The organism is Marinobacter sp. BW6, assembly GCF_008107725.1.
GTDB lineage: Bacteria > Pseudomonadota > Gammaproteobacteria > Pseudomonadales > Oleiphilaceae > Marinobacter.
Genome location: NZ_VIRN01000061.1, coordinates 62,416 through 83,231 on the forward strand (window position 1 = coordinate 62,416; position 20,816 = coordinate 83,231).

At 56.9% G+C, this 20,816-nt stretch carries 20 protein-coding genes; 7 read left to right on the forward strand and 13 right to left on the reverse strand.

Annotated elements, in window-relative coordinates; genetic code table 11:
- Positions 1-5: 5 nt before the first annotated feature.
- From bamA to rpsB, 9 genes are all read right to left on the reverse strand, one after another.
- A complete protein-coding gene (gene bamA, locus FMN52_RS05985; protein WP_148607741.1) occupies positions 6-2,324 on the reverse strand; it encodes an outer membrane protein assembly factor BamA in 2,319 nt (772 codons plus the stop codon).
- 44 nt (positions 2,325-2,368) lie between these two features.
- The gene (rseP, locus tag FMN52_RS05990) at positions 2,369-3,718 is read right to left on the reverse strand and encodes an RIP metalloprotease RseP (protein WP_148607743.1); all 1,350 of its coding nucleotides are present in this window, start codon (positions 3,716-3,718) and stop codon (positions 2,369-2,371) included.
- Between the two features lie 49 nt (positions 3,719-3,767).
- A complete protein-coding gene (ispC, locus tag FMN52_RS05995) occupies positions 3,768-4,955 on the reverse strand; it encodes a 1-deoxy-D-xylulose-5-phosphate reductoisomerase (protein ID WP_240339424.1) in 1,188 nt (395 codons plus the stop codon).
- Positions 4,955-5,794, reverse strand: coding sequence for a phosphatidate cytidylyltransferase (locus FMN52_RS06000; protein WP_148607747.1), 840 nt, complete (start codon positions 5,792-5,794; stop codon positions 4,955-4,957). The genes ispC and FMN52_RS06000 overlap by 1 nt, the downstream gene beginning before the upstream one ends.
- 21 nt (positions 5,795-5,815) lie before the next feature.
- Positions 5,816-6,586 carry a polyprenyl diphosphate synthase gene (gene uppS, locus FMN52_RS06005; protein WP_148607748.1) on the reverse strand — a complete coding sequence of 257 codons (771 nt, stop codon included), beginning with the start codon at positions 6,584-6,586 and terminating at the stop codon, positions 5,816-5,818.
- A 71-nt stretch (positions 6,587-6,657) separates the two neighbouring features.
- Positions 6,658-7,215, reverse strand: coding sequence for a ribosome recycling factor (gene frr, locus FMN52_RS06010; RefSeq protein WP_148607750.1), 558 nt, complete (start codon positions 7,213-7,215; stop codon positions 6,658-6,660).
- A 74-nt stretch (positions 7,216-7,289) separates the two neighbouring features.
- Positions 7,290-8,018, reverse strand: coding sequence for a UMP kinase (gene pyrH, locus FMN52_RS06015; protein WP_008170379.1), 729 nt, complete (start codon positions 8,016-8,018; stop codon positions 7,290-7,292).
- 185 nt (positions 8,019-8,203) lie between these two features.
- Positions 8,204-9,073, reverse strand: coding sequence for a translation elongation factor Ts (tsf, locus tag FMN52_RS06020; protein ID WP_148607752.1), 870 nt, complete (start codon positions 9,071-9,073; stop codon positions 8,204-8,206).
- A 92-nt stretch (positions 9,074-9,165) separates the two neighbouring features.
- On the reverse strand, positions 9,166-9,918 hold the full coding sequence (rpsB, locus tag FMN52_RS06025) for a 30S ribosomal protein S2 (protein WP_148607753.1): 753 nt from the start codon (positions 9,916-9,918) through the stop codon (positions 9,166-9,168).
- Between the two features lie 253 nt (positions 9,919-10,171).
- Between rpsB and map the strand changes: the two genes are divergently transcribed.
- The 6 genes from map (at position 10,172) to dapE (ending at position 17,365) form a co-directional block, all read left to right on the forward strand.
- The gene (gene map, locus FMN52_RS06030) at positions 10,172-10,942 is read left to right on the forward strand and encodes a type I methionyl aminopeptidase (RefSeq protein WP_148607755.1); all 771 of its coding nucleotides are present in this window, start codon (positions 10,172-10,174) and stop codon (positions 10,940-10,942) included.
- Complete coding sequence (locus tag FMN52_RS06035; protein WP_148607757.1) at positions 10,943-13,588, forward strand: [protein-PII] uridylyltransferase; 2,646 nt, start codon at positions 10,943-10,945, stop codon at positions 13,586-13,588. It begins immediately after the preceding gene.
- Positions 13,585-14,787 (forward strand): succinyldiaminopimelate transaminase, encoded by a 1,203-nt coding sequence (gene dapC / locus FMN52_RS06040; protein ID WP_148607758.1) that lies wholly within the window; start codon positions 13,585-13,587, stop codon positions 14,785-14,787. The genes FMN52_RS06035 and dapC overlap by 4 nt, the downstream gene beginning before the upstream one ends.
- Positions 14,784-15,125 carry an ArsC family reductase gene (locus FMN52_RS06045; RefSeq protein ID WP_148607760.1) on the forward strand — a complete coding sequence of 114 codons (342 nt, stop codon included), beginning with the start codon at positions 14,784-14,786 and terminating at the stop codon, positions 15,123-15,125. Before dapC ends, FMN52_RS06045 begins: the two co-directional genes overlap by 4 nt.
- A gap of 88 nt (positions 15,126-15,213) precedes the next feature.
- A complete protein-coding gene (gene dapD, locus FMN52_RS06050) occupies positions 15,214-16,242 on the forward strand; it encodes a 2,3,4,5-tetrahydropyridine-2,6-dicarboxylate N-succinyltransferase (RefSeq protein WP_148607761.1) in 1,029 nt (342 codons plus the stop codon).
- On the forward strand, positions 16,229-17,365 hold the full coding sequence (gene dapE / locus FMN52_RS06055) for a succinyl-diaminopimelate desuccinylase (protein ID WP_148607762.1): 1,137 nt from the start codon (positions 16,229-16,231) through the stop codon (positions 17,363-17,365). The genes dapD and dapE overlap by 14 nt, the downstream gene beginning before the upstream one ends.
- A 70-nt stretch (positions 17,366-17,435) precedes the next feature.
- Here the strand turns inward: dapE and FMN52_RS06060 are convergent, their stop codons facing one another.
- Positions 17,436-17,654 carry a SlyX family protein gene (locus FMN52_RS06060; protein ID WP_148607763.1) on the reverse strand — a complete coding sequence of 73 codons (219 nt, stop codon included), beginning with the start codon at positions 17,652-17,654 and terminating at the stop codon, positions 17,436-17,438.
- Positions 17,655-17,877: 223 nt separating this feature from the next.
- Here FMN52_RS06060 and FMN52_RS20090 point away from each other — a divergent pair, with 223 nt between their 5' ends.
- On the forward strand, positions 17,878-18,408 hold the full coding sequence (locus FMN52_RS20090; RefSeq protein WP_148607765.1) for a cold shock domain-containing protein: 531 nt from the start codon (positions 17,878-17,880) through the stop codon (positions 18,406-18,408).
- A 42-nt stretch (positions 18,409-18,450) separates the two neighbouring features.
- On the opposite strand, the gene FMN52_RS06070 is transcribed toward FMN52_RS20090, so the two are convergent.
- From FMN52_RS06070 to FMN52_RS06080, 3 genes are all read right to left on the reverse strand, one after another.
- The gene (locus tag FMN52_RS06070) at positions 18,451-18,825 is read right to left on the reverse strand and encodes a hypothetical protein (RefSeq protein ID WP_148607766.1); all 375 of its coding nucleotides are present in this window, start codon (positions 18,823-18,825) and stop codon (positions 18,451-18,453) included.
- Positions 18,797-20,221 carry a hypothetical protein gene (locus FMN52_RS06075; protein ID WP_148607768.1) on the reverse strand — a complete coding sequence of 475 codons (1,425 nt, stop codon included), beginning with the start codon at positions 20,219-20,221 and terminating at the stop codon, positions 18,797-18,799. Before FMN52_RS06075 ends, FMN52_RS06070 begins: the two co-directional genes overlap by 29 nt.
- Before the next feature lie 101 nt (positions 20,222-20,322).
- Positions 20,323-20,763 carry a VOC family protein gene (locus FMN52_RS06080; protein WP_148607769.1) on the reverse strand — a complete coding sequence of 147 codons (441 nt, stop codon included), beginning with the start codon at positions 20,761-20,763 and terminating at the stop codon, positions 20,323-20,325.
- Positions 20,764-20,816 lie beyond the last annotated feature (53 nt).

Below are 20,816 nucleotides of genomic sequence, written 5' to 3' on the forward strand. Positions count from 1 at the left end.
ATGCTTTAGAAGGTCTGGCCCAGTGAGAACTGGAACACCTGGGTGTCGTCGCCAGCCTTGTCGTTCAGAGGGTAGGCGAGACTGAATGCCAAAGGACCAACTGCCGTGATCCATTGGAAGCCCACACCCGCTGCCATCCTGATTTCGCTCAGTTCCGGATCGAAGCCTCTTGCCGTGTCAAAGACCTGGCCGGCATCCAGGAAAAATGCGGTTCGCATTGAGCGGGTATCGCCGGCAAACGGCGTCGGGAAAATCAGCTCCAGGCCCCCCTCGGTCAGCAGGTTGCCCCCAAAAGGATCAGGATCCGACAGGTCGTTCACGTTATTGGTTGCCCTGAGGCCCAGGGAGTTGGCTTCATAACCACGAACCGAACCATAGCCGCCCGTATAGAAATGCTCGTAAAACGGCATCTGGGTGAAATCGCCGTAGCCATCCCCGTAACCAATCTCAGACCTGGCTCGGAAGACCCATCGATTGTTGTCAGTCACCGGATAGTAGAAATCGGTTTTATGGGTGGCCTTATAGAAGGTCAGGTCACTACCCGGTACCGCTACATCCAATGACAGCGAGTGGCTATAACCATCGGTCGGCAACACGCCACGGTTCAGTGTACTGCGGCGCCAGCTTCCGAACAGGAAGAAGTTGGTGAAGGAGTCACCCTCTTCCTCAATAAACTCACTCACCTCCTGTGAGGTGAAAAGGCCTTCCTTCAGGTTTGACTGGGTCACACCGGCGCCGAAGTTCAGACGGGTGATACTGTCTGTGGGATAGCCGAAGGTTACGCGGCCACCATACTCGTCCAGAAGGAATGAGGAAATATCTTCCTCTTCATAATCAGTCTCACGGGCAAACAGACTGAAGCCGCGACTGACGCCATCAACGGTGTAATAGGGATCAAGGTAAGAAACGTTGGCGCTCTTGATCGCATCACTGACATTGACGCCAAAAGAAACCCGTTTGCCGGTACCAAAGAAGTTGTTCTCGGAGACATTGGCACCAAGAATCACACCGGAATCCTGGGAAAACCCGATAGAGGCGGACAGACTACCGGTTGGCTGCTCCTCAACGGCATAGTTTACATCGACCAGATCGTCGGTGCCGGGCACTGGCACGGTATCCACGTTCACGGTCTGGAAGAAGCCAAGACGCTCAAGCTTGGTCTTGGAGAATTCGATTCGGTCGGAGGAGGCCACGCCGCCCTCCATCTGCGTCATTTCCTGGCGAAGCACATCATCACGGGTCGACACGTTGCCGTCGAAATTAATCCTGCGCACATAGGCCCGCTTGCCGGGCTCCACAAAGAAGGTGACTGCAGCCGTGTTGTTCTCGCCGGGCTCGGGAACAGCGTTGACGTTGGCAAAGGCATAGCCCTCACGCCCGAGCCGGAATGCCAGGGATTCGGAAATTGCCGTCATACGGGACCGGGAGAACACGTCGCCTTCCTCAACCGGAATCAACGACCGCAGCTCCTCTTCCCCCACGATGAGATCACCACGCAGGTTGATCTCTGAAATGGTGTATTGGGGGCCCTCATTCAAGGCAATCGCAATGAAGACTTTTTGCTTGTCCGGGGAAATGGAAACCTGACTGGATTCCACGTTGAAATCGAGATACCCACGGTCAAGATAGAACGACCGCAACGATTCCAGATCGCCACTGAGCCGCTCTCTGGCGTACTTGTCCGAGTTGGTGAGGGAATTCCACCAACTCGTGGTCTGCAGCTCGAACAGTTCCTGCAGTTGCTCGTCGCTGAAGTCCTTGTTGCCGATCAGGTTGATATGGTGAATCGCAGCGACCGAGCCCTCGTTGATATCCAGACGAATCGCAACGCGGTTTCTCGGCAGCTCCTCGGCTGTTGCCTTTACCCGGGCATTGTAGCGCCCCTGGGCAATGTAGGAGCGCAGAATTTCCAGCTCAAGACGCTCAAGGGTTGCGCGCCGAAACACCTGCCCTTCCTGAAGCCCGGCACCCGCCAGCGCGTCCATCAACATCTCGGTTTCAATGTTCTTGTTGCCCTCAATCTCGATGTCACTGATAGAGGGACGCTCGCGAACCGTCAGGATGAGTACGCCGGCATCCCGGCTGGCCTCAATGTCGGTAAAAAGGCCGGTCCGGAACAGCGATTTGATCGCATCCGCCAGCCCGGTCTCGTCCACCTGCTCACCAATATTGACAGGGAATGCGGAAAATACCGTACCCGCAGATACCCTCTGCAAGCCTTCCACCTCAATATCCGCAACCGTGAACTGATCAGCAAGGGCTGGCTTCAGGCCGGACACGGCCACAGCGAGGCCAACGGCTACACCTAGAAGAGAACGTCTCATTCAAATATTTCGCCTGGTTAATGCGCGTAAGGAGCTCGCAATTCTCACAACCGCATCAGGTCGTTGTAAAGAGCAAACACCATTAATGTGAGGATCATTGCCATACCAATTCGTAATCCAAACGCCTGAGCCTGCTCGGAAAGCGGCTTCCCGCGGAGGGCTTCGATGGTGTAATAAACGATATGACCACCATCTAGCACCGGCACAGGCAAAAGATTCAGGATGCCCAGACTCACGCTGAGATAGGCAAGAAAACGCACGAAGTCTTCGAATCCGGAACTGACACTGGCTTCAGCAACCCGGGCAATGGTGATGGGCCCACTGAGATTGGTAGGCGACAGCAGGCCGGTGACCATCTTCTTGATGGCCACCAGCGTCAGACGGGTATCTGCCCAGGTTTCGCTGAGAGCGACCGGAACCGCAGCAAACGGACCATAGCTGACATCGCGGAGCACCTCTTCCGGCCAGGAAATGGTCTCCACACCGGCACCGACAAATCCGATTGATTCGCCGTTTTCTTCTGTCCTGGCTTCCGGCGTCACGTTTACGGATTGTTCCGTGCCATTGCGCTCAATGGTTACCTGAAGCGTCTGCTCCGGGGCATTGCGGATGAACTCTACCAACTCAAACCAGCTGCTGATCGGCTCTCCGTTGACGGCCGCAATGCGGTCCCCGGGCTGCAACCCGGCGGCCTGCGCGCGGCCACCATCTGAAATCTGCCCCAATACGGGCGGAACAGCGGGGCGCCATGGCGTAATGCCGAACTCGGCTAACGGATTGGGTGTATCATCACTCAGGCCCCAACCGGAAAGCTCGCCGCTGACAGTCCCGCGCGCGCCATTTTCCGATACCTCCATGGAAATCAGACCCTGCTCACCGGTCCGCTCCAGAATACGCATATTCACGTCACGCCAGGAACTGACCCGATGGCCGTCCACAGCGTGAATCTCCATGCCTTCCTGCAGCCCTACCCGCTCGGCCACACTCTCACCGGCAATCTGCCCGACAATAGGCGCAACATGGGTAACGCCGACCACGCTCAACAGCCAATAAGCAAAAATAGCGAAAATAAAGTTTGCTACAGGACCGGCCGCCGCAATGGCAATACGCTGACCAGGCGGCTTGGAGGTGAACGCCTGGTCTCTTAATTCCTCTGGTACCGGCCCTTCGCGCTCATCCAGCATTTTTACATAACCGCCCAGTGGAATGGCGGCAACCGCAAACTCGGTCCCATGCTTGTCGTACCAGGAAAACATCGGTTTCCCGAAACCCACAGAGAAGCGAAGCACTTTCACGCCGCAACGCCGGGCAACCCAGAAATGACCGTATTCGTGAAGGGTCACCAGGATGCCCAGGGTAAGCGCAAGTGCGAGGACGGTTTCAATAATCTGCATAGCGTTCCTGATTGAATGGCTTCAGCCGGGCAGCATTCTGCTGCGACTATCAGACAGTTAACAGACCTATCTGTTCCCGTGCACGAGCCCGTGCTTCTTTATCCTTGGCAAAAATAACGTCAAAGCTGTCGGCCGGCTCGACGGCGGTCGCAACCAGCGTTCGCTCTATGATAACGGGGATATCCGAAAAACACAGGGTACCCTCCAGAAAAGCGGCGACAGCCACTTCATTGGCGGCATTCAGAACCGCCGGCGCTGTGCCTCCCGCCTCAAAGGCTTCGGCCGCGAGGCGCAGGCAGGGGAAACGCACCAGATCCGGCCGCTCGAAGTGAAAGCGGCCGATGGCGAACAGATCCAAGGGCGCAACGCCCGCGTCAATACGCTCCGGCCAGGCCAGACCATTGGCAATCGGCGTTCGCATATCCGGGCTGCCAAGCTGGGCCAATACGGAGCCGTCGGCATATTCAACCATGGAGTGAATAATGCTCTCCGGGTGAACATGCACCTCTACTTTCTGAGGCGTTGTATTGAACAACCAGCAGGCCTCAATCAGCTCCAGACCTTTGTTCATCAAGGTCGCAGAATCCACGGAAATCTTCTGCCCCATTGACCAATTGGGGTGGGCACAGGCCTGGGCGGGCGTTACCGACCGAAGATCGTCAGCGGAGTGCTCCCGGAAGGGGCCACCAGAGGCTGTCAGCAAAATTCGCGTGATACCGGCACCGGCGGGATCCCGTATCTTATCCGCAGGCATACACTGGAAAATCGCGTTGTGTTCGGAATCGATCGGCAGCAGTTCTGCCCCGGCCTCGGCCACGGCATCCATGAACAATCTACCTGACATCACCAAAGCTTCTTTATTGGCCAGCAATACCCGCTTCCCTGCCCGCACCGCCGAGAGCGTCGGCGACAGACCCGCCGCCCCGACAATAGCGGCCATTACGGTATCAACGGCCGGGGCCGACGCGACCTCGCACAACCCATCCAGGCCGGCAAGCACCCGGGTCTCTGGCAGATCTGCCAACAACTCTGAGAGAACAGTGGCGGCCTCGGGATCGGCCATAACCGCCACCTCAGGACGGAATTCACGGCACAGCACTGCGAGCTCTTCAGCGCGAGTACTGGCCGTTAGCGCGAAGACCGAGAACCGCTCAGGGTGGCGCCGAACAACATCAAGGGTGTTTAGACCGATGGAGCCGGTAGCCCCAAGAACACTGATAGAGCGGGTTACCATAATCACCAGTGCCCGGTTGTCAGCCAACCCAGTTGGGTAATGATCAATGCAAAAACCGGAATGGCCGCCGTCAGGCTGTCGATCCGGTCCATAATACCGCCATGACCCGGAAGCATCTGGCTACTGTCCTTGATGCCACGGTGCCGCTTTAGCATGCTTTCCAGCAGATCGCCCAGCACCGAAACCAGGCCGGTAGCGAGACTTGCAACGATCAAGAGCAGTGTCTGGCCCGGGCCTGCCGAAGCCAGGAAGCTGACCATCAGGGCAAAAGCTCCCACGGCCACCAAGCCACCCCAGACACCCGCCCAGGACTTGCCTGGGCTGACCCGGGGCGCGAGCTTCGCTTTACCAAAGGCCCGACCTGCGAAGTAAGCGCCAATATCGGCGACCCAGACCACACAGAACACGTAGAGGATTAGCAGCAAGTTATTGCTGCTGTCCCCAAACTGGAAGCCACCCGTGCGCAAATGATTCAGCCCCACCCAGGCAGGCACCAACACGAACAGCCCCATCACCGCTCTTGCAGGCAGACTGCCCCATTTTTCAGAGCCGGCGGGATAGCTGCGTACCAGAAGAAAGCAGACGCACCACCAGAGTAGCGACAGCCAGAGCACTGCTACAAACGGGACGTTTAGCAGACCGTAAAGAATTAACGCGGTGGCCAGAGCGTAGCCAATCCTGCCGGCAGGCTTCCCAATGCCGGACATGTTCGCCCACTCCCAGGCGCCCACGGTGATAATGGCCCCTGTGAAGAGCGCAAACCCCAGGGGCGGGAGAAAGAAGATCCCGCCAATGGCGATAGGAGCGAGGATCAGTGCGGTGATAATTCGGGTTTTTAACACGGTTAACGTCGCTATCGTTCGTTATTGTTGTAGAGCTTTGGCCGCTATCTGATCATCTGTCTGGCCAAAACGACGCTGTCGACCGGCATATTCCTGTAGGGCCTTTAACATCTCTTCCTGCTGGAAATCAGGCCAGTACACCGGAGAAAAGTAAAGCTCTGTGTAAGCCAGGTGCCACAGCATGAAATTACTGATCCTCTGCTCGCCGGCAGTACGAATCATCAGGTCCGGCACCGGCAGGTCACCAATGCTGAGGTGCTGCTGAATCAGGTCATCGGTAATATCAGAGGGGGACAACTGCCCCGTCCGAACCTGCTCCGCAACCTTGCGCGTGGCCTGAGTGATATCCCAGTGACCGCCATAATTGGCCGCAATCACCAGCGTCATACGGGAATTATTACGGGTCAGCTCTTCAGCCACTTCCATATGTTCACGAAGCGCAGAGCTGAAGGCAGATCGGTCACCAATGATTCGCAGACGGATATCGTTCCGATGGAGCTTGCGCACCTCGCGTTCCAAGGCGAACAGGAAGAGCTTCATCAGCGCCGACACTTCGTCCTTCGGGCGACGCCAGTTTTCACTGGAAAAAGCAAACAGGGTGAGAACTTCCACCCCTTCACGGGCACAGGTTTCGACAACCGCCCTGACCGCATCCACACCGGCCTTGTGGCCCGCCACTCCTTTAAGACGACGGGCCTTGGCCCACCGGTTATTCCCGTCCATGATGATGGCCACATGCCGGGGCCGGCCGTCTGCCGACACCGGAATCTCTGCGGATACAGTTCCCGTCATGAAATCCCCTGTGCGGCCGAAGCGCTTGAGTGCTGCGGCCTTTCAATTCGCTTGCAAGTGAGCCCGGACGGTTAAACCGCCATCAGGTCCTCTTCTTTAGCCTTGAGCATCTTCTCGACTTCCGCAATGTGGCGGTCAGTCAGCTTCTGGATCTCATCCTCGCCCTTGCGCTCGTCGTCTTCGGTAATTTCCTTCTCCTTCAACAGATCCTTGATCATGCTGTTGGCATCACGACGGGCATTGCGGATGGAAACACGACCGTGCTCGGCATCGGCTTTTGCCTGCTTGACCATTTCCTTCCGGGTTTCTTCAGTCAGCATGGGCATTGGAATGCGAATGATATCGCCACTGGTAGCGGGGTTCAGGCCCAAGTCCGACGCCATGATAGCCTTCTCAATGGTCGGCATCAGATTTTTCTCCCAGGGGGAGACGGTCAGAGTCCGGTTGTCTTCGACATTAACACTTGCCACCTGCTTCAGCGGCGTCTCCTGACCATAGTAGTTCACCGTGACACTATCCAGGATAGAGGGGTGGGCCCGGCCGGTGCGAATCTTGTTGAACGCAGAGTTCAGAGACTCCAGGCTCTTTTTCATTTTCTTTTCGGCTTCTGCTTTAATGTCGTTGATCACTTCAGCATCCTCAATTCGTTCGTCATGTCATTCGGTAATGGGTCCCCACAACCCGATGGGACCGGGACAGCGATTTATTCGATCAGTGTACCTTCTTTCTCGCCGGTTACGATCCGAGTCAGCGCGCCTGCACGGTTCATGTCGAATACCCTCAGCGGCATGCCATGATCACGGGCCAGACAGATGGCTGTCAGATCCATTACGCCAAGTTTCTTGTCCAGAACCTCATCATAGGTGAGGTAATCGTATTTCTCTGCACTGCTGTCGAGGTGCGGGTCCGCTGAGTATACGCCATCCACCTTGGTAGCCTTGAGCACGGCATCAGCCTCAATCTCAATACCACGCAGGCAAGCAGCGGAATCGGTCGTGAAGAAGGGGTTACCAGTACCGGCGCAGAAAATCACTACATCGCCATCCTTGAGATCACGTACCGCACGGCGGCGGTCATAGTGCTCTACGATCCCGCTCATCGGGATTGCCGACATCACACGGGTCCGGATATTGGAACGCTCCAGGGCATCACGCATGGCAAGGCCGTTCATGACGGTGGCCAGCATACCCATGTGATCACCCGTCACCCGGTCCATACCAGCAGCATTCAGGGCTGCTCCGCGAAACAGGTTACCGCCGCCAATCACCAGACCAACCTGCACGCCGATACCAATCAGCGCACCGATTTCCAGTGCCATGCGGTCAAGAACTTTGGGATCAATACCGAAATCGTGCTCTCCCATCAGGGCCTCACCACTGAGTTTGAGCAGAACACGCTTGTATCTGGGCTGGGTTTTCGATGATGTCGGCATGATGATCCCCTTGTCGTCTGTTGGCTGCTATCCGGCGTGATACCCGTTGCAGGCTTGTATCTGACATACTCCTCATAAAAAGGGGGATCTCAGATACAAGCCCGCCACGAGAGCCGGGAATTCCCGACTAACGTGGCAGACTCAGGTGATGCAGTGGCTGAATGCCGGCTGCATCAAACGAAGGATCAGGCCTTGCCTGTGCCAGCTGCAGCAGCAACCTCAGCGGCAAAGTCCACTTCTTCCTTCTCAATGCCTTCGCCCACTTCCAGACGAACAAAACCAACCAGTTCACCACCGTTGGACTTGATCAGCTCGCCCACGGTCTGGTCCGGGTTCTTGACGAAAGGCTGCTCAACAAGGCTGTTCTCCTTGAGGAACTTCTTGATGCGGCCACCCATCATCTTCTCGACGATCTCGGCAGGCTTGCCTTCCATATCCGGCTGGGCCTTGATGACTTCTTTTTCTCTTTCCAGCTCTTCCGCTGGCATATCTTCCGGCTTGCCAACGCGCGGGTTGACGGCAGCAGCGTGCATGGCGATGTCACGAGCGACTTCAGAATCGCCAGCAGTCAGGGCGACAACCGAAGCAATCTTATTGTTGCTGTGGACATAGCCTCCAACAACCGGACCTTCAACCTTGAGGATGCGACGAACAGTGATGTTCTCGCCGATCTTCTGAACCAGCGCTTCACGCTTGGCTTCCAGATCGCCTTCCATCAGCTTGGCCACGTCGGTTTCGCCATTTTCAAAGGCAACGTTCAGGACGTCGTTGGCAAAGTTCAGGAAGTTGTCATCACGAGCAACGAAGTCGGTCTCGGAGTTCACTTCCAGAATGTAAGCAACGGTGTTGTCATCAGAAATCTTGATCAGTGAAGCACCTTCAGCGGCAGTACGGCCGGCCTTCTTGGCAGCCTTCAGACCGGAAGACTTACGCAGCTCTTCGATCGCAGCGTCGACACTGCCTTCGGCTTCCACGAGTGCCTTCTTGCATTCCATCATGCCAAGGCCGGTACGCTCACGCAGCTCTTTGACCATTGCAGCGGTAATTGCAGCCATGTTCAATCCTCTCAAATGTTCCGAATTCGGTGGGACGGTATGCCCGAGGCAACCCCGGACACACCTTACAACTCAAACGTGAAGATAAAGCGTCACTCAGCGGCTGGAGCAGCGCCTTCAGCGTCTTCGCTGACTTCAACAAACTCGTCAGCGCCGGCACCGGCAGACTGGGCTGCTTCCATGCAGGTGTCAGCAACGGCTTTCACGTAAATCTGGATCGCGCGAATGGCGTCATCGTTGCCCGGGATCACGTAATCAACACCGTCCGGATCGCTGTTAGTATCTACAACACCGATGACGGGAATGCCCAGCTTGTTCGCTTCCTTGATGGCGATACGCTCGTGATCAACGTCGATCACGAACATGGCGTCCGGCAGGCCGCCCATATCCTTGATACCACCGATGGAGCGCTCAAGGCGGTCCATTTCACGGGTACGATCCAGTGCTTCTTTCTTGGTCAGCTTGTCAAAAGTACCGTCCTGGCTCTGAGCTTCCAGGTCACGGTAGCGACGAATAGACTGACGAATGGTCTTGTAGTTGGTCAGCATGCCACCGAGCCAGCGGTGGTTAACGAACGGCTGACCGGCACGCTCGGCTTCTTCCTTGATGATCTTGGCCGCGGCACGCTTGGTACCAACGAACAGGATCTTGTTCTTGTTCTCTGCCAGCTGCTGAACGAACGTCAACGCGTCGTTCATGGCAGGAACAGTCTGCTCAAGGTTGATGATATGAATCTTGTTACGGGCGCCGAAGATGAACTTCGACATTTTCGGATTCCAGTAGCGGGTCTGGTGACCGAAGTGAGCACCTGCCTTCAGCAGGTCACGCATATTTACCTGAGCCATGATAGTTACCTTTTTAGCTTCGGGTTAGTCCTCCACGTATCCGATTATCCCAACCTGGCTCCTTGAAAAGCAGGAGCAGGCACCCTGGGATAACGTGCCGACACGTGTGTGAATTTGCTGGATTCGTTTCCAGCGGGCGCGTTTATACCATATTCGGGCCGACAAACGCCATTATTTTTGACGACCAGCTTCCTTGTACCCGGGCAGCAGGCCCCTTAAAATGCCGGTTTGATACAAATCAACGGGAAGCCCAATGCAGGTATCGATCAAGACTCCGGAAGAAATCGAAAAGATGCGCGTCGCTGGCCGCCTGGCAGCCGAAGTTCTCGAGATGATCGGCAATCACGTCAAGCCCGGCGTCTCAACCGAAGAACTCGACCGGATTTGCCACGACTACATTGTTAACGAGCAGAAGTGCATTCCGGCACCTCTCAACTACAAGGGATTTCCGAAGTCTATCTGCACCTCGGTCAACCACGTTATCTGCCACGGTATCCCGTCTGAGAAGAAAATCCTCAAAGATGGAGACATCCTTAATATCGATGTCACCGTAATAAAAGATGGCTACCACGGCGATACCAGCAAGATGTGGATCGTCGGCAAGCCGAAACCGGGTACAGAACGGCTGATTCAGATCACTCAGGAGTGCCTATATAAAGGTATCGAGTTGGTGAAGCCGGGAACCCGGCTGGGCGATATCGGGCACGTGATTCAGCAGCATGCCGAGAAGCACCGTTATTCTGTGGTTCGTGATTATTGTGGACATGGTATCGGTGCGGTGTTTCATGAGGAGCCGCAGGTGATGCATTACGGCAAACCCGGTACCGGCCTGGAGTTGCAGGAAGGCATGACCTTTACTATCGAGCCGATGATTAACCAGGGCAAGTACCAGACCAAGCTTCTGCCGGATGGCTGGACGGTCGTTACCAAGGACCACAAGCTCTCTGCGCAGTGGGAGCACACCATCCTTGTGACAGCGGACGGCCACGAGGTTTTAACCAAGCGAAAGGAAGAGTCCTTCTAAGTGGACCAAAGCGAGCTGGAATCCCGCATCAGTAACGACCCCTCTCCGGTTACGGCGGCCAGGGAACTCTTGAAGGGCCGGTACAACGCCGATGCCGAGGCCTTCCGGCAGGGCGCAGACGTTCGCGCCCTTGTCCGCTCCAGGGCCGACACTGTCGACACCGTTCTCAGACTGATCTGGAACCGTTACCCCTTTGCCGACTCACCAGACATTGCCCTGATCGCAGTCGGCGGCTACGGACGGGGAGAGTTGCACCCCCACTCCGACATTGATTTGCTTATCCTGACCCGCAACGGTATCGAAGACAGCTGGCACGAAGACCTTGGTGCCTTTGTTACCCTGTTGTGGGACCTCAGGCTGGATATCGGCCACAGCGTACGGAGCATCGAAGAGAGCAAGACGGCCGCCCGTGAAGACATCACCATACTGACCAATCTGCTGGAAACCCGCACAATCGCCGGGCCGGATGAATTGCGGTCGGGCCTGAGTGAGCAGGTGTACTCCGATGATGTCAGCACCGATCGCGACTACTTCATAGCCAAACGCGAAGAGCAGCAGCAGCGACATCAGAAATACGGCGACACCGAGTACAACCTTGAACCAAACGTCAAAGGCTCCCCGGGCGCCCTGCGGGACATCCAGACCATTGGATGGATTACCAAGCGACATTTCGGACTGCAGAACATCGCTGATCTGACCCGCTTCAGCATTCTTACAGAGGAAGAACATCAGATTCTGTTCCAGGGTGAAACCTTCCTCTGGCAGTTGCGATATGGCCTGCAGTTGCTCGCTGACCGGAATGAGAACCGGCTACTGTTCGATCATCAGCGGGCCCTGGCCCAGATGCTCGGCTACAGGGACGAGGGCAAGCGGCTTGGCGTCGAATTGATGATGCAGGCTTACTATCGTACGGTCCTGGCACTCGCCGAGCTGGCGGACGTGATTCTGCAGTATTACGACGAGGCGATTCTTGGCAGCGCGTCGGAAGACGCGATCCAGCCTATCAACAAGCGTTTCCAGATTCGCAACTACTACATTGAAGCGGTCAACAACCAGGTCTTCGCCTACGCGCCCTACGCCATCATGGAAATCTTCGTGCTGATGGCGCAGCACCCGGAGATCAAGGGCATCCGGGCCACAACAATCCGGTCGCTTCGGGCCCACCGGCATTTGATCGATGACGCGTTCCGCTCCGATCTGGCCGTGACCACCCTGTTTATGGAGCTGCTCAGAACGCCCCATTCACTGGATCAGACTCTGTCTGCCATGAAGAAGTACAACGTGCTTGGGCGCTACCTCCCGGAGTTTGGCCAGATCATTGGTCAGATGCAGCACGACCTCTTCCACATTTACACCGTGGATGCCCATACCATGCGGGTCATCCGCAACATGGTAAGGCTTGGTGGCGCGGAAGCCCGAACCGAGTATCCGCTGGCATCGCGCCTGATCCACAGGCTGCCAAAACTGGAAACGCTCTATATCGCGGGCATCTACCATGATGTCGCCAAAGGCCGGGGCGGCGATCATTCGGAACTGGGCGCCATAGACGCCGAAGCTTTCTGCCAACGACACCACCTCAGCGAGCGGGACACCCAGCTGATTTCGTGGCTGGTGGAGAACCACTTGCTAATGTCTATGACGGCCCAGCGCAAAGACATTTCCGATCCAGACATTATCCACGACTTCGCCCAGGCAGTGCCCAGCCAGGCGCACCTTGATTACCTGTATGTGCTGACCGTGTGCGACATCAGTGCAACCAACCCGAAGCTCTGGAACACCTGGCGCGCGTCGCTCTTGCGCCAGCTTTACATTGAGGCCAAACGGGCCTTGCGTCGTGGCACGGAAACCCCCATTGACCGGCAGGAATGGGTTCGCGCCACCCAGTCGGAAGCGCGCGAGATCCTGCACGCCCAGAACATGGCCGATGAACAGATCGACCCCATCTGGGACACTGTGGACGAAGACTATTTCCTCCAGGACTCTACCGTTGATATTGCCTGGCAGACCGCTGCCATTATCCGCCATGGCGACAATCCCGACCCACTGGTGCTTATTCGCGACACCCGGGGCGGCCCCACGGACGGCTACTCACAGATCATTATTTACATGAAAGACCGGGTTGCCCTGTTTGCTGCAACGACTGCGGTCCTTGAGCAACTGAACCTGAACATCGTGGACGCCCGGATCAGTTCCAGCGAAGGTCCTTACTCAATCAGCTCTTACGTAGTTCTGGATGAGCAGGGACAGCCTCTGGGCATCGACCCCGCGCGCAAGGAGAGAGTGCGCTTGCGCCTGATCGAGGAGCTCGATGACCCAGACGACTATCCGGACATCATCCACCGGCGCACACCACGGCAACTGAAGCATTTCGCCTTCCCGACGGAAGTGACCTTCTCTAACGACACCATCAATCAGCGCACCGTGATGGAAGTGATCACCCCCGACCGCCCCGGCCTGCTGGCGCGAGTCGGCCAGGTCTTGCTGGAGCATCGGGTGCGCCTGAGTAACGCCAAGATTGCCACCCTGGGCGAGCGAGTAGAGGACGTTTTCTTTGTCACCGACGAGCAAGGCGAGCCCATTCGGGACCCGGCCGTGTGCCAGGCCCTGCAGCAAGATCTCTGTAAAATGCTGGACGACATTCAATGAATCCGAATCTGGACAGACTCCACCCCTACCCGTTTGAAAAGCTGGCCAAACTGAAGGCCGGCATTGGCGTGCCTGATCACCTCCGGCCAATTTCTCTTGGTATTGGAGAACCGAAACACCCTTCGCCGGAATTCGTCAAACAGGTCATTGCGAATAATCTGGACAAACTTGCCAATTACCCGACAACCCGAGGCACGGACGAACTCCGTGAAGCCATCAGCGGTTGGGCGACCCGCCGATTCAATCTGAAATCCGGCAGCCTCAGCCCGGCGAGGAATATCGTACCCGTAAACGGCACGCGCGAAGCGATCTTTTCCCTGGTTCAGGCTGTGGTGGATGCCAGCAAGCCCGCCACCGTGGTCAGCCCCAACCCGTTTTATCAGGTCTATGAAGGTGCCGCCTTCCTGGCCGGCGCCAACCCGGTATACCTTCCCTGCGACGGTTCCAATGGCTTTATTCCCGACTTTGATTCGGTGCCGGAATCCATCTGGCAGGAATGTCAGGTACTGTTCCTGTGCTCACCAGGCAACCCCAGTGGTGCGGTGATCCCCCGGGAAACGCTGGCCAGGGTGATTACCCTCGCCGACAAATACGACTTTATTGTGGCCTCTGACGAATGCTACTCCGAGCTTTATCCGGACGAAGGCAGCCCCCCGGAAGGTTTGCTACAAACCTGCGCCGCCATTGGCCGTGATGACTACGCCCGCTGCGTGGTCTTCCACAGCCTTTCCAAGCGCAGCAACCTGCCCGGCCTGAGATCAGGTTTTGTTGCCGGTGACGCCAGCATTCTTGAAGGCTACCTGAAGTACCGCACATACCACGGCTGTGCCATGCCCATCCACAACCAACTGGCCAGTATTGCCGCCTGGAGTGATGAGGACCACGTTCGGGAGAATCGTGCAGCCTACCGCGCCAAGTTCGAGGCAATAGTGCCCATTCTCCGGGAAGTCATGAATGTAGATTTCCCGGACGCCGGATTCTACCTTTGGCCGGAAACCCCGATGGACGATGAAACCTTTGCCCGGGATCTGTCCGCCCAGCAAAATGTTCACGTTCTTCCGGGGCGCTACCTATCCAGAACGGTCGACGGTCATAATCCCGGGGAAAACCGAGTCAGGATGGCCCTGGTTGCACCGCTGGAAGAATGCGTTGAGGCAGCGGAACGCATTGTTGAATTTGTTAAGGCGAACAAGCCATGAAACTGTACGGCATCAAAAACTGCGACACCGTCAAGAAGGCCCGGAAGTGGCTGGACGAACAAGGTATCGACTACCAGTTCCACGATTTCAAGAAGGACGGTCTGGGCGACGAGCTGCTGTCCCGCTGGGAAAAGTCGTTAGGCTGGGAAGCCCTCATCAACCGCCGTGGCACCACCTGGCGCAAACTTCCCGAGGACGTTCGTGATACCATTAGCGCCCAAAGCGCTCACGCGATCATGCTGGACAATCCATCGATCATTAAGCGCCCCGTCGTAGAAAGCGGCGATGACGTGCGCGTGGGTTTCAGTGCAGACGAATGGGCTGCATGGCTGACCTGAACCTCAGGTAAACCAGATTCTAACTTTAACTCTGGAGTCAGAAAGCCCGCACTTCTGACCCCACATTCAGAACAGGAGCAACCATCAGATGAGCTTTGCATTCGGTATCGGTATCGGCACCCAGAACAACCAGGGCGAGTGGCTGGAAGTGTTTTACCAGCAGCCGGTCATGACACCCGATAACACCCTGATGGACGTCATCTCCAACGCCCTTGACTACAAGGGTGGCAACCAGGCGATCAGCGCGACCGCCGAGCAGCTCGGCCAACTCGCCAACGCCCTGCGTCAGATCGGCCAGACAGGCCAGGCATCACTGGCGGACAAAGCCGCCGCCAGCAAGCGTCCGGTGGTTGTCACCGTGCTCGAAACAGATGACACCGCCTCCAGCACGCCCGAGGTTTACCTCAAGCTTCATCTGATTTCCCATCGCATGGCGAAACCCCATGGTTTGAAGCTAGACGGTATTTTTGGCCTGCTGCCAAACCTGGCCTGGACCAACGAAGGCGCGATCGACCTGAACGAGCTTTCCGATCGCCAGCTTCAGGCGCGCCTGGAAGGCCGTACGCTGGAAGTCAAATCCGTGGATAAATTCCCGCAGATGACCGATTACGTGGTACCGAAAGGTGTCCGCATTGCCGATACCGCGCGGGTCCGCCTTGGCGCCTATGTAGGTGAAGGCACCACAGTCATGCACGAAGGCTTTATCAACTTCAACGCTGGCACCGAAGGCACCAGCATGATCGAGGGCCGTATTTCCGCCGGCGTCATGGTTGGCAAGGGTTCTGATCTGGGCGGTGGCTGCTCTACCATGGGTACCCTTTCCGGTGGTGGCAACATCATCATTGCCGTCGGCGAAAACTGCCTGATCGGTGCCAACGCCGGTATCGGCATCCCGCTGGGCGACCGTTGCAAGGTTGAGGCCGGGCTGTATATTACCGCTGGCACCAAGGTCGCCCTGCTCGACGACAACAACGAGCTGGTTGAGGTGATCAAAGCCCGCGATCTGGCCAACCAGACAGACCTGCTTTTCCGCCGTAACAGCCAGACTGGCGCAGTGGAGTGCAAAACCAACAAGTCCGCCATCGAGCTGAATGAAGAGCTGCATGCAAACAACTGATTCCCCGACCCTCGAACTTGCCGTTGACCTGATCCGCCGGCCGTCCGTCACTCCCGACGATGCCGGCTGCCAGGAGTTAATGATGTCTCGGCTGGCGCCTCTGGGCTTCACCGGCGAGAATCTGCGCTTTGGCGATACCGATAACCTCTGGGCCCGGAAGGGTTCCGAGGGGCCGGTGCTGGCCTTTGCTGGCCATACCGACGTTGTTCCGACCGGACCGGAGAAGAACTGGTCGCATCCGCCCTTTGATCCTGTGATCAGGGACGGCTATCTCCTCGGCCGTGGCGCTGCGGACATGAAGGGCAGCCTGGCTGCCTTCATAACCGCGTGCGAACGTTTCGTTGCCAGCTACCCGGACCATCGGGGCTCCATTGCTCTGCTGATCACCAGTGACGAAGAGGGGCCAGCCCAGCACGGCACGGTCAAAGTGGTGGAAACCCTCGAAGCCAGGAACGAGAAGATCGACTGGTGCCTGATTGGCGAACCCTCCAGCACCCATGAAGTGGGTGATGTGATCAAGAACGGGCGCCGTGGCTCTCTGCATGGTTATCTGACAGTGCACGGCGTGCAGGGCCATGTTGCCTATCCGCATCTGGCCGAGAACCCGGTTCACTCGGTGGCTCCCGCCATGGATGCACTGGCAAAGGAGTTCTGGGATAACGGCAACGACTTCTTCCCGCCAACCACTTTCCAGATCACCAAACTGGAAGCTGGCACCGGCAGTAACATTATTCCCGGGGAATGCCTGGTGCACTTCAACTTCCGCTATTGCACGGAAAACACAGCAGAAAGTCTGGAGGAACGGGTGGTAGCCATCCTGGACCGCCACAACCTGAAATACGATCTGCAGTGGCACCTCAGTGGCCGTCCGTTCCTGACCGACAAGGGCGCACTCGTGTCTGCCAGCCAGAGCGCCATTCGCACGGTGACAGGCCGGGAAACCGAGCTTTCAACCTCCGGCGGCACGTCGGATGGCCGCTTTATTGCGCCCACGGGCGCACAGGTGGTCGAACTTGGCCCCATCAACGCAACAATTCACAAAGTGGATGAGTGCGTAAAGGCCGAGGATCTCAACACCCTGTCAGACATCTACGAGCAGATTCTGATCGAACTTCTGGCCTAGAGTTCGAAATCGGAAGCCAACAAAAAGGGTCAGATGAAGGCTTCATCTGACCCTTTTTCATGCACCGCTTTCAGTAATGAGGCGGAGGCGTTTCTTCCTGTTCCGACTTGATATTGCACGGAGAAACACCCTTGAGCTGTTTATGCAGCAATCGCTTGGCCTCCCATAGTTCGCGGATATCCATTTCCTGCTTGGCCACCTGCTCGCTCAGGGTATTGATAACGTCATCCTGAAAGGCCAGCCGTGTCTCCAGCTCGTCCAGTCGGGTTTCCAGATCGTTCTGGCTCATCGGGTATTGGTACTCCCCTGTGTAGTTCTCTCTAGAATGTGATCGATGACACTGCTTATTCCGTTGCTTGGTCAGCGCTCGGGATAATCTGGTATCATGCCGCTTTTGCCCGCCAGCGCTCCCGTTTTCCGGGGTACTGTCGGTTTTCACCGGCCGGATGTGCGATTTTACCCGATATCCGGTTTTTATCGTTAGCGTTACAAGAATGGAGAAATTTCAGTCAATGCGTAATCCATCCAAAGCGATCCTTTTTGCTCTCATGATCGCCATTCCCGCGCCTTTGGTGCTTGCCCTGCTGCTGTCTTTCACACCGGAGCCACTGCGCCTGATCGCTGCAGGCCAACTTGTAGAGGCCCTGGGTAGCAATCGTGGCATCGCCGCCTACATTATCTCGCTGATCGTTTTCGGCATTGCGGGCTTCCTGGCGATTGCGCTCTCAGTCAAGAAACCGTCTGAACAGCGCAGCACGTCCCGGCCGAACAACCGTGCACCCAGCCAGAACCACAATGACGATGATGATGGCTATGACGAAAGCAGCCCTGAGGGTGATGAGGAAGGCACGGTCAAGTGGTTCAACGTCAAGAAAGGCTTTGGCTTTATTGTGCGCGACAGTGGCGATGAGGTTTTCGTACACTTTCGTGCGATCCGCGGCCGTGGTCGCCGGGTTCTGCGCCAGGGCCAACTGGTTCGCTTCAATGTTGTGGAGGCAGACAAAGGTCTTCAGGCCGACAACGTGTCCATCCTGAGCGAGTAATCGCCCACTGAAAACGAAGAGGCAGCCCTTGGGCTGCCTCTTTCAGTTCCAGACGACCTGTTGCTCGCCCCGGTGGTCAAGGCGCCACCACTTTTCATCCTCTACCGGCTCGCCCTCTTTCCAGTCTCCCGGACTACAGCGAATCTCGGTATCCATGGCACGCCAGGCGCTGCGCGCGCAGTCCAGATCACTGTTCCAGGGAACCCTGGGGCCTTCAATAACCAATGAGGTAAAACGTTTTCCGAAAGCTCCCGGATAAAGGGATATCCGCAGCCTTTCGCCCTCGTAGCGGGCCACGCCCTTGATCACTCTCGTTACCTCACCATCATCCAGTTCCAGTTCGTCCAGATGGTTCTCAAGCCACCCCGAAACCGCTCCTGGCCCCAGATCACGAATGTAAATTTCCAGATCCTGCACCCACTGAATCTCCGTCCTGCTGATTACAATGAAGCACATAGTGAACCGGCCCAGGCCGCGCTGCAACCCAGCGCTCCAGTTCCCGCCGCAAATCTTCAGCACACAACTGACGCAACGTGCCCGCAGCCTTACGCTCATGCCAGGCCACTTCTGCTGCAACATGATGGAGCTGGATCTCGCCGAGCGACGCCTCGATATCATCGAGCGGCTCCTTCCGGGCCAACGCCACCAGGGACTGACGCCTCAAAGTGTCTGCCTGCCCTGCCAGGGCCAACGCCTCGGCCGGCCCTCTTCGCGCAAAGAGATTAAGCCTCGCGGCCGCCCGTTCCAGCCACTGAAGCATTCCTCCGGGCGTACTCACGCAACGACTTCTGCGAGAGGCGGCAAACCGGATCACAGAGCGAGAAATCTGGACATTCCATTGCTTCTCGATTGCCGGCTGATGCGCGGTCAGAATGGCCTGACGCTGAACCACGCTTGAAACCGGCATATCAAAGATGTCCAGGGTTCGGCCAAGACGATGCTGAAGTGAGGCGGCTGTACTGCTTTCGATGGGCTCATCAGGACCCAGCAGAAGAATTGGCCCAGCCCATTGCAGTACGAGCGCTGACGCTAGCCCATCAGGAAGATCCATCAGGGCAATCAGGTCCGCAGGCGAGGTATTGTCCAGCACCAGTACCGGCCAGCGTGAACCACCCTCTCCGAGACCGCCCTGCACTGAGCGCTTGGGCAAAACCGAAAGATCACTGGCCATGATCTCCGCTTCACGCCTGAGATCCAACTCGACATAATCCTGTTCCAGTGCCGGAAGCAGCGATTGCAGCCAGGCGGTCTTGCCCGCTCCGCGCTCGCCACGCACCCAAATCATGGCTAACGGAGACGCCGCCAGACTGATAGCGACATCCTCAGCCAGGTCAACCCATGCGGAATCAGTCACTACCACGGGCGCTCTCTGGACTTCATCAATCGGCGCCGGCTCCCGCTCCTCGGAAGGATCTGGCCAGCGTGGAACCAACTCAAAAACCGCCACATAGGCTTTTTCTTGTAGCCGCTCCGCGTGGCGCACCAGTGCCTCCAGCAGTTGCGACCATCCAAGCCATGGCGAATCGCTGGTTTCCCGGGCCGCCGCGAACCAGTACATCAGCTGGGAAGATAATTGCCCCTCGCCACCAACTTCCGTCACAATCGGTTGTTCACACTGAATGGTGCGGATGAGCTCGTCCATATCCACTCCGCAGCCCCGCAGAAAGCGGGTTATAGCGGGTTCGGAATCCAGCAGGGCAAGCAGGTAGTCTTCAACGGTAATCACAGAGCCACCGCGACGCTCAACGCTTTCGCGGGCTCGTAACAAAGCGGTCTGGCACTGGGGATCCAGGCATCCTTGCCAATCGTCCATCAAACTTCTCCATGTTCTGAGTGCATCATCCTGATGCGAAAGCTCTTTTGCAGAGCCTTATTGTAACACCTTCCGGCCCTTATGGCGGCCTGCTACTGACCTCACCAGCTGCCTGTGTTCTCCATGCTGGCCCAGGGTTCTTTGGGCGGCAACGCCTCGCCTTTCTGCAGAAGTTCGATAGAAATGTTATCCGGGGTTCGGATAAAGGCCATATAGCCATCCCTCGGAGGTCGGTTGATCGTGACGCCATTGGCCTTCAGGTGTTCACACAGCCCGTAGATATCATCAACGCGGTAGGCCAGATGGCCGAAATTACGCCCGCCCGTGTATTCCTCCGGATCCCAGTTGTAGGTGAGTTCGATCATCGGCGCCCTGTCTTCTCGGGCACGTGCTTCGTCTTCCGGCGCGGCCAGAAACACCAGGGTGAATCGGCCTTTGTCGCTACTCTTGCGACTGACCTCAACCATTCCCAGCAGGTCGCAAAAGAAATGGAGGGTCTCGTCCAGGTTACTCACCCGGATCATGGTGTGAAGATATTGCATGAAGCCTCCTTCAGAACTGTATTGATCATCGTGCCTTGCGGACAGTTTACGGT